Annotated in this window: 13 protein-coding genes; 7 read left to right on the top strand and 6 right to left on the bottom strand. The window is 64.5% G+C overall.

Translation table 11 applies throughout. The features are described 5' to 3' along the window. Nucleotides 1-7 precede the first annotated feature (7 nt). On the bottom strand, nt 8-178 hold the full coding sequence (locus ACIBI6_RS25870; protein ID WP_364342568.1) for a hypothetical protein: 171 nt from the start codon (nt 176-178) through the stop codon (nt 8-10). 40 nt (nt 179-218) lie between these two features. Here ACIBI6_RS25870 and ACIBI6_RS25865 point away from each other — a divergent pair, with 40 nt between their 5' ends. The 3 genes from ACIBI6_RS25865 (at nt 219) to ACIBI6_RS25855 (ending at nt 3,077) form a co-directional block, all read left to right on the top strand. Continuing rightward, nucleotides 219-1,829 carry an FAD-dependent oxidoreductase gene (locus tag ACIBI6_RS25865; RefSeq protein ID WP_364342571.1) on the top strand — a complete coding sequence of 537 codons (1,611 nt, stop codon included), beginning with the start codon at nt 219-221 and terminating at the stop codon, nt 1,827-1,829. A 9-nt stretch (nt 1,830-1,838) separates the two neighbouring features. After that, nucleotides 1,839-2,216, top strand: coding sequence for a hypothetical protein (locus ACIBI6_RS25860; RefSeq protein ID WP_364342574.1), 378 nt, complete (start codon nt 1,839-1,841; stop codon nt 2,214-2,216). A gap of 324 nt (nt 2,217-2,540) precedes the next feature. After that, a complete protein-coding gene (locus ACIBI6_RS25855) occupies nt 2,541-3,077 on the top strand; it encodes an NUDIX domain-containing protein (protein ID WP_364342576.1) in 537 nt (178 codons plus the stop codon). On the opposite strand, the gene ACIBI6_RS25850 is transcribed toward ACIBI6_RS25855, so the two are convergent. After that, nucleotides 3,061-3,927, bottom strand: a complete 867-nt coding sequence (locus tag ACIBI6_RS25850) for a hypothetical protein (protein ID WP_364342579.1) — start codon at nt 3,925-3,927, stop codon at nt 3,061-3,063. The two genes, ACIBI6_RS25855 and ACIBI6_RS25850, sit on opposite strands and share 17 nt — an antisense overlap. A gap of 642 nt (nt 3,928-4,569) precedes the next feature. Between ACIBI6_RS25850 and ACIBI6_RS25845 the strand changes: the two genes are divergently transcribed. From ACIBI6_RS25845 to cyaB, 4 genes are all read left to right on the top strand, one after another. Continuing rightward, the gene (locus tag ACIBI6_RS25845) at nt 4,570-5,220 is read left to right on the top strand and encodes a hypothetical protein (protein WP_364342582.1); all 651 of its coding nucleotides are present in this window, start codon (nt 4,570-4,572) and stop codon (nt 5,218-5,220) included. A 118-nt stretch (nt 5,221-5,338) separates the two neighbouring features. After that, complete coding sequence (locus ACIBI6_RS25840) at nt 5,339-5,560, top strand: hypothetical protein (protein WP_364342585.1); 222 nt, start codon at nt 5,339-5,341, stop codon at nt 5,558-5,560. Nucleotides 5,561-5,621: 61 nt separating this feature from the next. Next, complete coding sequence (locus ACIBI6_RS25835; protein WP_396958156.1) at nt 5,622-6,989, top strand: hypothetical protein; 1,368 nt, start codon at nt 5,622-5,624, stop codon at nt 6,987-6,989. A gap of 7 nt (nt 6,990-6,996) precedes the next feature. Continuing rightward, nucleotides 6,997-7,560 (top strand): class IV adenylate cyclase, encoded by a 564-nt coding sequence (gene cyaB, locus ACIBI6_RS25830; protein WP_364342591.1) that lies wholly within the window; start codon nt 6,997-6,999, stop codon nt 7,558-7,560. A 275-nt stretch (nt 7,561-7,835) separates the two neighbouring features. On the opposite strand, the gene ACIBI6_RS25825 is transcribed toward cyaB, so the two are convergent. The 4 genes from ACIBI6_RS25825 to ACIBI6_RS25810 form a co-directional block, all read right to left on the bottom strand. Then, complete coding sequence (locus ACIBI6_RS25825) at nt 7,836-8,147, bottom strand: hypothetical protein (protein ID WP_364342594.1); 312 nt, start codon at nt 8,145-8,147, stop codon at nt 7,836-7,838. Between the two features lie 16 nt (nt 8,148-8,163). Continuing rightward, the gene (locus ACIBI6_RS25820) at nt 8,164-9,636 is read right to left on the bottom strand and encodes a class I adenylate-forming enzyme family protein (protein ID WP_396958155.1); all 1,473 of its coding nucleotides are present in this window, start codon (nt 9,634-9,636) and stop codon (nt 8,164-8,166) included. Between the two features lie 222 nt (nt 9,637-9,858). Beyond that, complete coding sequence (locus ACIBI6_RS25815) at nt 9,859-11,532, bottom strand: FAD-binding protein (RefSeq protein WP_396958154.1); 1,674 nt, start codon at nt 11,530-11,532, stop codon at nt 9,859-9,861. Beyond that, nucleotides 11,532-13,946, bottom strand: coding sequence for a CaiB/BaiF CoA transferase family protein (locus tag ACIBI6_RS25810; RefSeq protein ID WP_396958153.1), 2,415 nt, complete (start codon nt 13,944-13,946; stop codon nt 11,532-11,534). Before ACIBI6_RS25810 ends, ACIBI6_RS25815 begins: the two co-directional genes overlap by 1 nt. Nucleotides 13,947-13,948: the final 2 nt, after the last annotated feature.

Here is a 13,948-nt window from a genome sequence, read left to right as displayed (position 1 = left end):
ATCCCGCTCAGCGGAATCCCGCACTCGACCCGACATCGCAGGTCGCACACTCATCCGACATCCGAATTCCCGTGAACCAGGTCACCCCACCGGCCATATCGCGTCGCGACCGGCTGCGGCAGATCAGCGAAACACCGCGGTGCACGAAGGGCTCGGCGGCGTCAGCCTGCGTCGCCACGCAAGGGACCGGAGCGCCTCGATTCGACAAGGAGAACGCAATGCCCGCTGACGAGGAAACCTACGACGTCGTGGTCGTGGGGTCCGGAGGAGGTGGCCTGATCGCCGCCTATACGGCCGCCGCGCGCGGGCTGCGCACACTCCTGCTGGAAAAGTCCTCGCTGATCGGCGGTACCACCGCGTATTCCGGTGCGGGACTGTGGTTTCCCGGCAGCGCCCCGATCGCGCGCGCGGGCATCGAAGATGATCCCGAGGCCGCCCGCACCTACCTGCACGACGTTGTCGCCGACAACTCGCGCGAACCGCTGCAGGATGCCTATCTGCGGACCGCGCCCCAGCTGATCGACGACCTCGAGCAGAACCCACTGTTCGGGTCCTTCACCTACCAGCCCGTGCCCGAATACTTCTACGGGCGTCCCGGATCCACCGCCACCGGGCGAACCATATTCCCGCAGGAAATCTCGGTAGCCGAACTCGAGGAACTCGCCCCGCTCATCCGGCGCTCCGTCCCGGAAGAACGCTGGGGTATCGACGAAGGGCCGGTGCTAGTCGGCGGCCGCGCACTGATCGGCCGGGCGCTGAAAGCCTTCCTGGCAACGGGCAACGGCTCCTACCTGCTCGAAACCGCCATGACCGACCTCGTTGTCGAGGACGACCGGGTCACCGGTGTGGTTGCGGTCAGCGGCGGCCAGCGCCGCACATTCCGCGCCACCCGCGGCGTGATCCTGGCGGCGGGCGGCTTCGAACACAACCGTGAGATGCGCGAGCAGTATTCGCCCGTACCGCTCACCGGCGAATGGTCCCACGGCGCGCCGGGCAACACCGGTGACGCGATCCTGGCCGGTCGCGCGATCGGCGCGGCCACCGACCTGCTCGATGAGGCCTGGTACGTCCCCGGGGTGGTGCAGCCCGACGGTCGGCCCGTCTTCCATACCGGCACCCGCGGCGGGATCTGGGTCAATGCCGAGGGCGAGCGCTTCATGAACGAGACGCAGCCCTACGATCGCGCCGGGCACGAAATGGCCCGGCTGCAACTCGAAACCGGCGTTACGCACAGCACCGCGCACTGGGTCTTCGACCACCGGCAGCTCGAGCGTGACGGCTTCGGGGGCGATCCGGAGCAGCCGGTGCGTCCGGAGTGGTTCGCATCGGGCGCCTTGCGCCGCGCCGACACTCTCGAAGAATTGGCCGATCTGATCGGCGTGCCGCCGGAGAAACTGCGCAAGTCGATCGAGGAGTTCAACGGCTATGCGAAATCCGGTGTCGACGAGCGTTTCCATCGCGGCGAGGCGCCGTGGGACCAGATGTTCCAGTACATCGTCGGTTACCCGGCCGATCCCCGGCAGAACTACATCGTGCCGCTGGCGACCGACCTCCCCAACCCGCTGCTCATCCCCGTCGACACCCCGCCCTACTACGCGGCCACCGTCGTGCTGTCCGATATCGGAACCAAGGGCGGTCTCGTGACCGACGAGCACGCCCGCGTACTCCGCTCGGACGCGACGCCGATCGAAGGTCTCTACGCGACCGGCAACACCATGGCGGCGATGTCGGGCGGCGCGTACCCGGGCGCAGGAACACCGATCGGTTCGAGCCTCGTTTTCGCGTATCTCGCCGCACTCGACCTCGCCGGTGCCGCATCAAACGAATAGGAGTCGGCCATGACCCGAGTAGCCACACTCACCGAATCGACCCTGTCGGGAAGGCCCTTCCTGCCTGCCACACTCGATATCGCTCTGCGTTGTCCGGCCCGGTCCGACTACATCGAACTGCGCTTCGCGACCTCGGCAGGGTCGTGGCAATGGTGCTTCCCCGAACCACAGCACCGGTACGCCGACCCGAGCGCCGCCACCTCGATCGCGCTGGCATTCGGGCGGTACGGCGCCCAGGCTCATCTGATTCGAGCAGGTGGGCTCGGCCCAGCCCTCCCGAGCTCGGCGGCCCTGCCACTGATCCTCGCCGACGCCCGAATCCTGGTCGAGCGCCGGCTGATCACCCCAGGCTTGTCCGCGGCTCCTGCCAAAGGCCCTGCCGCATAGGGCAATACCGTCGTTGCCTGTGCACTCGTTGACCCCGCACAGGCAACGCACCAGGCTTCAGGAGAGAAATGGCTACGTTCGTTGTGGTGCACGGTGGCGGGCACGGGAGCTGGTGTTATCAACGGGTGGCTCGGTTGCTACCGAACCGCAAGCGGTGACCGACGCGCTACTCGAGATCGCCGCCGCCTGAGCAGAACTTACGGTGCACGTGCCTATCGGCAGCCGTGAGCGGGCATACCAGTGGTGGCGCATTCACAGTCTGCAGCCATATGGCAAGTACGACAGGAGCAGCCCGAGGTATTCCCGCGGGCGTAGGGTCGAGCCGTGAAGCGCACCCAGTGGAAGATCCACGGCGAGAAGCTGGTAGACGAGAACCGACACATTCGGTTGTCGACTGTGGATGTCGAGCTGCCGGATGGCGTGAAGTTCACGCAGTACGTGGCACGGATGCCGCGCTGTGCGATGACATTGGTACTCAACGAGAACCGCGAAGCTCTGTTGATGTACCGGCACCGGTTCATCATCGACAAGTGGGTGTGGGAATTGCCCGGTGGCTATGTCGACCACGCCGAAGACGTTGCTGCCGCCGCTGCGCGCGAAGTGGAGGAAGAAACAGGCTGGCGGCCGAAGTCGATGGAGCGATTGGTCACCTATCAGCCGTCGATCGGAAGCCTGGACCAGCCACAAGAGATCTACATAGCGCGAGGTGCCGACCTCACCGACACGGCGCCGGACATCAACGAAGCCGAAGACATCCGTTGGATACCGCTGGCTGACGCGGCGGCGATGATCGATCGAGGCGAGATCATCGGTGCGGCAACCGTTGTCGCGATCTATCGCGCGCTCAGTCTCGACGCGTAGTGAGTTCGCGGACCTGCTGCCGGAAGTCCTCAACATCCGGCATGGCGGCGTGGGGGCTCAGTCGTTGGCGCAGGTCACCCAGGTATGCGTAGCTGCGTCGCGACGACAAGCCCGCCGCGATATCGAGTGCCTGGTGGCCGATGCGTACGGCTTCCAGCGGGTCCTCGCTCGCGCGGGCGGAAGCGAGTAGCGCCAAGTTGAAGGCGCGTCCGCGCAGGTAGCCATGGGACATGTCGAGCGATTGTTCGGCGAACCGCGCGGTTCGCGCATTGTCTCCCAACTCCCGGAAGCAGTGGGCGATCTTGGCAGACATGTACGCGCTGTCGAAGTAGGCGAGCCATGCTGGCCGGTCAGACGATTCTGCCTTGGCGAACGTGCGTTCGGCCGCAGTAATCGATGCGGTGCACATCGAGTCGTCCAGTCGTGCGGCGTGGCCATGGGCCTCGACCATATGGCATTCTGACTCCAGCGCGGCCAGTCCCGCACTGCGAGCGGAGATTTGGGCTGCACGAGCCAGATCGACAGCATCACCTGGTCGACCGACGTATGTGGCCTGATGGCTCATGGCCGCAAGAATCTCCGCTCCCAGACCGGGGTCTCCGGCGGCGCGGGCCAGCCGCAACGCTTGGATTAGGTATCGCTGGGCCAGTCCGTGTTCTTCCTGGTCGTAGGCGGCCCATCCCGCGAGTTTGGTGAGTTCGGCTGTCGTGGCAAACAATTGGCGGCCGATTTGCTCGGCATAGTTGCCGCGCAGCAATGGTGCGACGGAGCTGTGCAGGTATTGCACGATCGTCGGCCTCACCTTGCCACCGCCGACCTTGTTGTCGAGGTCGCGAAATGCTGCGCTCATGGTGCGCACCGCATCGACATCTCTTTGACCAACGCGCCGGATACCCACTGAGACAGGGTGTTCCGGTCCGGGAAGAGTTAGCCAGCGCATCGAAGCAGCCGGATACACCGCCACCGCATATGAGGCGCCCTGCAGGAACCGTCTGCGCTCCACGTCACTCCTCCACAGCGCCGCTACCGACGCCGTCGCTTCCGCCAAACTCAGCGAGAACTCCAACCCCAAATCGACCGGATCCCGACCACCGGACATTCCGCACGCCGATGCAGTGATCCGACGGCCGAGAGCTTCGGTCATAACCTCCGCAATCAGTTCCGGCCCTGGCGAATTCGGCTGTTGACCATCAAGCCATCGACCGACCGATCGATGGTCATACGCCAGGTCCAGGCCGATCGCGCGCCCTCGCTCCACGACCCGCCGCGCGAGACCCTTGTTGCTGATACCGGACTCGTCGAGCAGCTCATCCAGTTCCCGGTTCGGCTGCTTGGGCTGGCGTCCCATAGCCGGAGTGTGGCACGAGCAACACCCCCGCGCCATCCTCAGCCGGATTCGCACGCCCCCCGTGCACACCCCCACCCCACCTGCGCACACCTCCACCACGCGCACGTCTTATGCGCGTACCCGGTAGCGCGGTGTCCTGAAGCGATGGAAGAGATGAAGCTGAAAGCCGTTGGCCTGGTACGTCCGGACAAATCCGGACTTGCCGCATCACGCCACGCGATCGCTGCCCGCCGCCACGCCGAGCAACTGGGGTACCGCTACCTGTACACAGTCCGGCCACCCGAGCGTCACCCCGATCCGATCGGGTACACGCTCAGTATCGCATTCGGTGTGCGTGCGGCCGCGTTGATCATCTACGACTTGGCCACGACCGATAACACACCGGCCCGCGTGTGTGACTTCTGCACACTCGAAACGGTGTGCCCTCCGACGACTTGGACCGCTGCGTTGCCCGGGGGCGTCGACCCTGCCCACGCACATCCCGATCACCCATTGACGCTCGCTGATTCTCGCCGAATCATGCAGACTCACATAGCATGTCGGGCCACCGCCTGCCCTCGCAAAGCGAGTGCGCTGAGCTGTCTCGTCCGCGCGGGCAAGCTCGTCCCGCCCATGACGACTCCCCGCGAACGCGCCGCTGCTCGCGGCCTGCCGTTCCCTCCGCTGGATTACAGTGCGCCGCTAACTGTCGGCCCTGACATTCACACGCTGCTGGAAGTGCTCGACGGCCTCACCGCTCCCGACGCTGACGCTCATGCGCTGGGTGCCCAACTCGCCCATAATCCGTGGAGGTGACGTGCCCGGGAGCGCCCATGGAATGGATGAGTTCGAATCCCCCGGATCGATTGCCCGCCAGCCTCCTTCACGTCGTTCGCACAAACCGGGCTCGATCGAGCACCGACGAGTCCACTTCATGACAGGACATTCAACCTCACCTCGTCCGGAGGAGGATGACGTTCATCTGTCGGTCCACTTGCACGATGTGCGAATGGATTTCGCCGCCTGCGTCACCGCGGCATTGCTGTTCGTGCAGGACTGGCGCACTTACCACTATCACGACGCCGTAACCGTCATCCCGGGTGACACCGACGGACTACCCCGCCTCCCGAATGAACGTTTGTTCCTCGAACCTTGAACGCCATCAGACCGCCCCCAGCCCGGCGGTCCCGGACTCTCAGCGGTGCGCCATGATCGGCATGACCAATCCTTTTGCCCACGAACACAAATCCGAATCCACTTATCTCGATGTCGCAGCCAACGACCACGGCTATGAAAAGGGGCTGCTGGTGCACCGCGCACTCACTCGCATCCCGGACACCGACCCACATCTAGTCGAGATAGGCCCCGGCGGCGGCGCCGCGGTCGAATTTCTCGCCGCGCAACTTCAGGATCAGCCGAAGACACCACGCCTCACTCTCATCGAAGCCCCTGGTGTCCGCTCGCAATCGCTGGCGCGGGCGATCGACCGGTTCAACTCTGTGGGGCAGTGCGCCCTTGTGCAAGGCTGGGCGCACGACCTAGCAACTCTCGTACCCGAGCCGGTGGACGTCATCAGTGCGTCGGCACTGCTGCACGAGGTCTATTCCTACGGTGGCGCATACAACGGATTGCACTCGATGATGCGCACCTTCCCGACCGTGTTGAAACCCTATGGATTCTTCGTCTACCGCGACGTATACGCCGTCGACGCGACCTCGCTGCACGAACCGGCGGTCCAGTCCTACAGCGCGCAGTCGTGGTTGCAGTTTCTACGCTTGTTCCTACCGCACTACCTGCGTGAGGGCGTCCATCCCTACCATCATCACGACGACGAGGTGACCGTCCGCCAAGACTCCCGCATCGTCCCGGCCATGAACCTGAATACCCGCATCTGCGCGGTCATTCAGGCACCCATCGGTGTGTTCCGTGAAGTACAACGCCACTACATCACACTGCGCGACCACATCTGGCGCTGCGGAGTTCTCGGATTCTCACCCATACTCGATGGCCAACTGTCCGGCGACTGGATCGATTTCCGCTCCGGACACAAACGCGTCCACTTCGAATTCACCGACAGCGGCTGGATATCGGCCACCGACCGCGAGAACATATTGGCAGTCAGCGAACCTTACGCCGACCATTACGTCGTCGACGGCGACATCTTCGACGCAGTCACCGATGTCGCCCTGAATCTATTCCTTGCTGCCACCGAGACCGACAAATCCTGCGCCGAGATCTGGCGAAGCTGGCTCGAGCGTGAGGGCCGCGAAACCTACGCCTACCTCACCGTCGACGAGCTACTGGCTGCATTCGCGATTAATTCCGTTGAGGCGGAGTCCAATTCACACTCGGTGCTGATGCCTGTCAGGGATGCTGATGTCCTTGTCAGGCACAGGCACTACTACAACCGCTTTCTGACCAAGCAGCTTCCCAACCCGCTGATCGATGCCAAGCAGATGATCCTTTTCCAGAACATCCCAGTCACCGACTCGGCCGCGCTTCGGCAGGCCCTCGGTACCGTTCGCCTGCATTGCTCCAAACCCAATCTGGCCCGCGTGCACACCGCCATCCACACGAGAGGATGATCCATCCATGCACCTGATCGAGGTCGAACGCAAGCGCGAACTTCCCGACAGCGACACCCTCTTTGTCCGGCTTGCCGAACTGGGCTACCGGCAGGCCGGTCAGCTCACCGAGGTCGACACCTACTACAGCCGCCCCGACGTCGACTACATGGAAACCGTTGAATGCCTGCGGGTTCGACACCGCGAAGGCTTCGCGGAGGTCACCTACAAGCCGCCGTCGACCGCCAGCACACACAGCCATACCGACGTGATCGCGAAGCATGAAACCAACGTGATCCTCGACGGTCCCGACCAGGCCGACGCTGCCAACGAACTCCTCGCCGCTATCGGCATGGTCGAACTCGTCCGCGTCGAGAAAACCCGCACCACCTACCGCCACCCCTACCGCGAGGACATCGTGGTCAGCATCGACACAGTCACCGGAGCCGGAACCTTCGTCGAAACTGAAGTCACCGCCACCGAAACCACCGTCGCAACCGCGCATCTCGAACAAATTGAAAACGAGCTCGGAATCGCCGACCACGCCGTGGTCAACCTTCCCTACCGCGATCTCGTCATGGCGCACAGCTGATGACCTGACTTCATCGGGGAACCCATCCAATGCAAATACGGGCGCGATGTGCGATGGCTCCAAATACGTGCACCCAAGGGGTCTGCCCGCTACCACCAAATAGAACACCGGCGGCGGGTTCGCGGTGTCCCTCATGCTGGGGAGACAACGCCGTCGCGACCTCGTCCGTGAACGGCATAACCGATCGAGCTCTACTGCACAGTGGCTGTGCATCGCCGATCCGGTTCGAACGCTGATTGAAGGTGGCTCAGGCCTACCATCCAGCGCGACACCGGTCAGTCCGATGCCGGGAGCGGCTTGGCCGCCTTGAGCTCCAGCGCCTCGCCATCGATGGCGGGAATTCCGGGACCTGGCTTGGTGCAAAGCAATTCGACTGTTGCGTCGGCGTTGGTGTAGCGCTTTCCTATTGCGGTGCCGACGTTGGAGGTGGCCGGGGCGGCGGTGGCGTTCTTTTCCACTGCGGAGAGCACTGCGGGGGCGCCGCCGATGGTGAGTTCGATCGGGTCCGCGGGGACTTTGACGACGATCAGTTCTGTCGAATCGACGGCGCTGTAGACGCGTGTACCGGGCTTAAGGGATAGTGCCATGGGGTTTCTTACCTCTCTAAGGTGCGCTCAGGTCCTCGAGCACGAGCCTGCGCAGTAGCTTTCCGGTGTCGGTGTGCGGCAACGAATCTCGGAAGACGATCGTTTCCGGGGTCTTCGAGCCGCGCAGTCGCGAGCGGACGAGGATGCGCAACTCTTCATCGGTTGCGACAGCGCCTGCGCGGAGCACTACCGCTGCGGCGAGGGTCTGGCCCCATTCGTCACTCGGCGGTCCGACCACGCATGCTTGGGCGACTGCCGGATGTGACAGTAGAACCTCTTCGATCTCGGCTGGGGCTATGTTTTCGCCGCCTCGGATGATTGTGTCGTCGGCTCTGCCCTCGATGAATAGGTAGCCGTCGGGGTCCACATGGCCTTTGTCGCGGGTGCAGAACCAGCCGTCGGCGTCCAGGAGGCTGCCGGTGGCGTATTCGCCGGAGATTTGTTCGCCGCGTAGGAAGATGATGCCCGATTTTCCCGGTGGTAGTGCGTGGCCGTCGTCGCCGCGGACCTCGATCTCGATCGTGGGCAGCACTTGTCCGGCCGAGGACAGGCGGGCTCGGATCAGTGGGTCGTCGGAGAGCAGGGCGGCTCGGTGGTCTTCGGGGCCGAGGATGGCGATTGTCGATGCGGTTTCGGTCAAGCCGTAGGCGTTGACGAATCCGACTTCGGGGAATCGCATAAGCGCTTCTTGCAGTATGCGTTCGGAAACACTCGCACCGCCGTATGACAGGGAGCGCAGCGTCGGGAGGTTCGCGCCGTCGGCTGCTACCGCGTCCACGATGCGCGCCAACATCGTCGGGACCACCATCGCGTTGGTCACGGCTTCGGCGCGGACCGTGTCGAGCCAGACCGATGGATCGAAGGCGCGCAGGTAGACCAGGCGTCGCCCGGCGAACAGATTCGACAGCATGTTGGCGACGCCTGCGACGTGGTAGGGCGGTACTGAAACCAGTACTGCCTCTTCGGGATCGGCGCTGCCGAATTCGACAGTACTGAGCAGGTAGGCCATGAGGTGGCGGTGCCGGAGTAGTGCCGACTTCGGGGCGGCCGTCGTGCCGCTGGTGTACAGCACGACCGCCACGGCGTCGTCGTTGAACTGCGGCTCCAGGGATGGCATGTCGGTGGGCAGAGCGGCCAGCCAGTCGTCGAAGACGTGTGCCCGCGCCGTCACTCGCGGCGCGGTCGCCGCATCCGCCAGCACGAGAGCGTCGGATTGCCGGTCGATCAAACTGTTCAGTTGAGCGTCGTCCAACCGGTAGTTCACCGGCACGAACGGCACCCCCGCGCACGCCGCCGCCAAGAGAGCGACCGGCAGTAGCGGGTGGTTCTCCCCCGCATACACAAGCGCGGGAGAATCGCGCAGCGTCGCCGCCCCGCCCCTCGCCAGCGCACCGAGTTCGGCCCCGGTCACTCGCCGGTCGGCGTCGCCCAACAGGACACGGTCGGCGAATCCCGACTCGATCATCTCGACCATCGCTGAGAGATGCATGTCTTCAACAACTTCCGAAATGCGTGGCGGTGATGGATCGGGACGGAACGAGCCGGTCGCTGATACCTCGTTCAGCAAAGTCGAGTACGAAACTCGTCATTCCGGCATGCTTTCTGCCCGTATCCATATTCCCGCGATGGCCCGAAAGCCTCAGCGGATTTTCGCTGAGAGCATGGCGGAATGGCGAGGGCCGTTGCTGCACAGGAGTTTCCGCACCAGACACTAGGCCACCCCGGCGGCCGAAGAAGCGTGATCCGCTGCGACATAACCGAATACCGCCGACGCGGCGATACTCGCTCCCGCTCCGAGATACTTGCGTCCCATCACGGAGGCAGTGCAATTGCCCGTCGCATACAGCCCGGGAATCGGCTCGTAATCCGTATTCAATACCCGGGAGAACTCATCACAAAGCAGTCCACCGCTGGTACCGATATCTCCGGGGTACAGCGCGGCCGCGTAGAACGGCCCCTTCTCGATCGGGCCCAGGCTCGGGTTCGGCTGGTGCGTGCGATCGCCATAGAATCGCTCGTGGTCGCCCTCGCCGCGATGGAAGTCCTCATCGACGCCGTTTTCGGCGAACAGATTGAACCGATCGATCGTCTCTCGGAGCGTGTCGGCGGGGATATCACATTGGCGCGCAAGGTCTTCCAGAGTGTCAGCGCGCTTCAGCACACCGCCGGTGATCAACTCCTTCGGGGTCCAGCCCGCGGGCGCCATCCCGAACACGTAGCGCGACCGGTGGCGCGAATCGATGATCAGCCAGGATGGAATCGCCGCACCGTTCTCGCGGTGCCGCGCGTACATCTGCTGTCCGGCTTCCTGATACGAGCAGGCCTCGTTGAAATACCGAAGGCCCTTCGCATCGACGATGAGCGAGCCCGGCTTGCACCGCTCGGACAGACACATGCCGGGGGTGCCGTCGGGCATGATCCACGAGGGCATCCACCACGCCTCGTCCAGCATGTCGGTCGCGGCTCCGAGACCCTCCGCGATCCGGATCGCCTCCCCGGTGTCCCCCGGGTTGGCCGAGGTCCAGTCGGCGCCGACCGGCAGCCCGTCCGAATGCTCCTTGCGCATCGTCTCGTTGCGGGCGAAACCGCCTGCGGCGAGCAAGATCCCGTCCCGGGCACGCACGCGCACATCCCGGCCCTCGCGATGGATGACGGCACCGACGACCCGGCCGTTCTCGACCACGAGATCCGTGAGCGCGGACTCGGTCCAGATCGGCACCTCGCGCCGCAGCAGCGCGTCGACCAACCGGGCGATCAATCCCGCGCCATTGGCCGCCAACTTCTGTCCGCGGATGAGTCCGCCGACGGTGCGCCGTCCGACCCTGGCGATGGTTGCCATGCCGATTCGCGTGCGCATCAACGACATCGGCGCCGCTTCCACGGTGTAGATCACCATGCTGCCAGCGAAGCCGGGCCGGATCCGATCGCACCACGCCCCGAGTTTCTTCTTGTCGAAGATCTCCGGTTCGATTGATCTGCCCCGGGCGGATCCGCCTTCGATGCCCCGAACTCCGGCGTAGTAGTCGCTATATCCCTCGCAGCGCCGAAATTTCAGGCCCTCGGATTCGAGGAACGCGACCATCTCGATTCCGGAATTGACATAGGTCAGTCTCCGAGCCGGAGACGACGCCGGGCCCGCATCACCGACGACGGAGTCGAAATAGGCCAAGGCGGTGTCGAGCGAATCGGACACGCCCTCGCGCTGCATCAGCGGATTGTTGGGCAGCCACATCACACCGCCCGACATGCAGGTCGATCCGCCGAGCAGGTCGGACTTCTCCACGACGAGAACATCTTTGCCGAGGGCATGGGCACGCAGTGCGCCAACGACCCCGGCGCCGCTGCCGACGACCAGGAAGTCGGTCGTATGGTCCCAGTCGTTCATCACTTTCCCCTGCCCATTGCGGGCGCCCGCCCGATGACACCGTCGTCTTCCAGCGCGGCGATCTCTGATGCACTGAGCCCGAGTCCCGCCAGCACTTCCTGGTTGTGCTCCCCCAACAAGGGCGCATGGCGCGTATGCCAGCGTTCGGGACCGTCCGACAGCATGAACGGCACCGTGCTGTGCCGCACCGTCGGATTCACCGGATGCTCGACGAACTCGTAGAAGCCACGCGACTCGAGTTGCGGCAGTTCCGCGACACGATGCGGTTGCATGACCTTGGCCACCGGAACTCCGGCATCCCATAGGATTTGGACGATCTCTCCTGCACTGCGCTGCCCACACCAAGCGGCGAGGTTCTTGTCGATGAGGTCGTGCTGCTCGCGACGCCCACTGGCAGTGGACAGCGCCAACTCCATCGCCCAGTCGGGCCGACCGAGCGCATCGCACAAAGCCGACCATTGCTCATCGCTGGCCACCGCGACGGCGACCCAGGAGTCGTTGCCGCCGTATTCGTCGGTATCGGCGGTCCGGTAGAGGTTTTGCGGTGCCGCTTCCGGTCCCCGATTACCGTCGCGCACAAGGAGTTGCCCGTATGCGGAGTGCTCGATCACCTGTTCGGCAGCGACATTCATCGCGGCATCCACCATCGCCGCCTCGACGAGCATGCCATCGCCGGTACGCCGCCGATGTTCCAGTGCGAGCAGGAGCGCATTCAGGGCGTGCAGACCGGCATTCGGATCGCCGATCGAGAACGGCTCGACCGGGTTCTGGTCGGGATGGCCGGTCAACCAGGTGAGTCCGGACGCATCCTCGATGATGTAGGCGAAGGCCGGGTTGTCCCGCCACGGCCCGTCGAGGCCGAATCCCGGCATCCGGAGCATGATCGCGTCGGGGCGCAGCGCGCGCACCTTCTCGTAGTCGAGCCCGATCTGCTCGAGCACCCGCGGGGTGTAGTTCTCGACGATCACATCGCAACTCTGGATCAGCCGGTGCAGCACCTCGAGTCCGCGCTCGCTCCGGAAGTCCAGTGTGACGCTCTTCTTATTCGTGTTCAGGCTCGAGAAGATCGGCGAGCGTTCCCACCACTGTTCCTCGCTGAGCGGGACACCGGCGATGAGCCGGGTTCCGTCGGGGCGGGTGGTCGACTCGACGTGGATCACTTCGGCACCGAGCATGGCGAGCAAGTGTGTGCAGGACGGGCCGGCCCAGAAGGCGGTCATGTCCAGCACGCGAAGTCCGTTGAAGGGCAATGCTTTCGCCGTATCGGTGGCCGTCGTCTGCCGAGCGGCCGGGGGTGTGGTGGAATATCGTTCCCCGTGCTCGTCGAGGCGCGGGGCGGGCCTGGGTGCGCGCGGTGGTTCGGACCCCAGGCGGTACGGCGGGGCGGGTTGGATGTAGCTGTCGCGGGGGTTGGCCACGAACGACCCGCGCGCCCGGTAATGCTCCATCTCCGCGATGTTCTCGCCATTGGCTACCAATGAATTCGGAATTCTGAAAGCCGTTGCCAGCTCACGGATTTCCTCGACGGTGTGCTCGGCGAACCACGGAGCGATCTCACTTGCCAGATCGCCCGCCCGCCCACTGATCGAAAACGGTGCGCTCTCGTCGATCCACTCCGGGTGGCCGACCATCGCGCACAGGTCGAACCACTGCTGGGCGGTCCCGCATCCGACGGCCACCATGCCGTCCTTGGCGCTGGCCACCCCGGGCACCATGAGCCCTCGTCCCGGGCGCATCAGCCGACCGAGCGCCTCGAAGAACGTGACGGAATAGTAAGTGAGACTGAGGATCTGGGTCTCCAGCATGGACAGGTCGACCAGCGCGCCCACGCCGGTGTCGAGGGTCCGTGCCCGCGACGCCAAGGTGCCGGCGGCGGCATATGCCCCGGCAACCCATTCGCCGATTCGACCTCCAACGTGGACCGGGGCACGGTCGGGAGCGCCGCGGCCGAGCCCGATGATCCCGCCCGACCACGCCTGCAGAGTGAACTCGGTCGCCGGTCGGTCTTGCCAGGGACCATGCAGACCGAATGGGGTGATCGAGGTGACCGTCAGATGGGGATGGCGGTGCCGGATGGCTTCCGGTGTGAACGACGGATGCTCCGCCACCCGCGACCCGCGACTCCACACCACGGCGTCGGCCCATTCCAGCAATCGGTCCACGAAGTCGATCTCACCGGCGTCGTTCGGATCGGCGACGACACTGTGCTTGGAGCACGAGAGGAAACCGAACAGCGCACCGTCGGAACCCGACGGGATTTCGGCGTGCGAGGCCGACCAGCTCCGTAACCGATCGCCCTCGGGCGCTTCGACTTTGACGACCTCGGCACCGGCATCGGCCAGCAGCTTCGTACAGTAGGCTCCCGCGATTCCGCTGGAGAAATCGACGACCACATAACCATCGAGCGGTTCCACGA

The sequence above is a fragment of the Nocardia sp. NPDC050412 genome, from assembly GCF_044458825.1.
Lineage (GTDB): Bacteria > Actinomycetota > Actinomycetes > Mycobacteriales > Mycobacteriaceae > Nocardia.
The sequence above is the reverse complement of the archived record's forward strand: the minus strand, read 5'-3'. Positions and strand labels throughout refer to the sequence as shown.

Excerpts from the sequence above, each read along its gene's own strand:
- ACIBI6_RS25865 (WP_364342571.1), top strand. The coding sequence starts at position 219 with ATGCCCGCTGACGAGGAAACCTACGACGTCGTGGTCGTGGGGTCCGGA.
- ACIBI6_RS25860 (WP_364342574.1), top strand. The coding sequence starts at position 1,839 with ATGACCCGAGTAGCCACACTCACCGAATCGACCCTGTCGGGAAGGCCC.
- ACIBI6_RS25850 (WP_364342579.1), bottom strand. The coding sequence starts at position 3,927 with ATGAGCGCAGCATTTCGCGACCTCGACAACAAGGTCGGCGGTGGCAAG.
- ACIBI6_RS25845 (WP_364342582.1), top strand. The coding sequence starts at position 4,570 with ATGGAAGAGATGAAGCTGAAAGCCGTTGGCCTGGTACGTCCGGACAAA.
- ACIBI6_RS25840 (WP_364342585.1), top strand. The coding sequence starts at position 5,339 with ATGACAGGACATTCAACCTCACCTCGTCCGGAGGAGGATGACGTTCAT.
- ACIBI6_RS25835 (WP_396958156.1), top strand. The coding sequence starts at position 5,622 with ATGACCAATCCTTTTGCCCACGAACACAAATCCGAATCCACTTATCTC.
- cyaB (WP_364342591.1), top strand. The coding sequence starts at position 6,997 with ATGCACCTGATCGAGGTCGAACGCAAGCGCGAACTTCCCGACAGCGAC.
- ACIBI6_RS25825 (WP_364342594.1), bottom strand. The coding sequence starts at position 8,147 with ATGGCACTATCCCTTAAGCCCGGTACACGCGTCTACAGCGCCGTCGAT.
- ACIBI6_RS25820 (WP_396958155.1), bottom strand. The coding sequence starts at position 9,636 with ATGCATCTCTCAGCGATGGTCGAGATGATCGAGTCGGGATTCGCCGAC.
- ACIBI6_RS25815 (WP_396958154.1), bottom strand. The coding sequence starts at position 11,532 with ATGAACGACTGGGACCATACGACCGACTTCCTGGTCGTCGGCAGCGGC.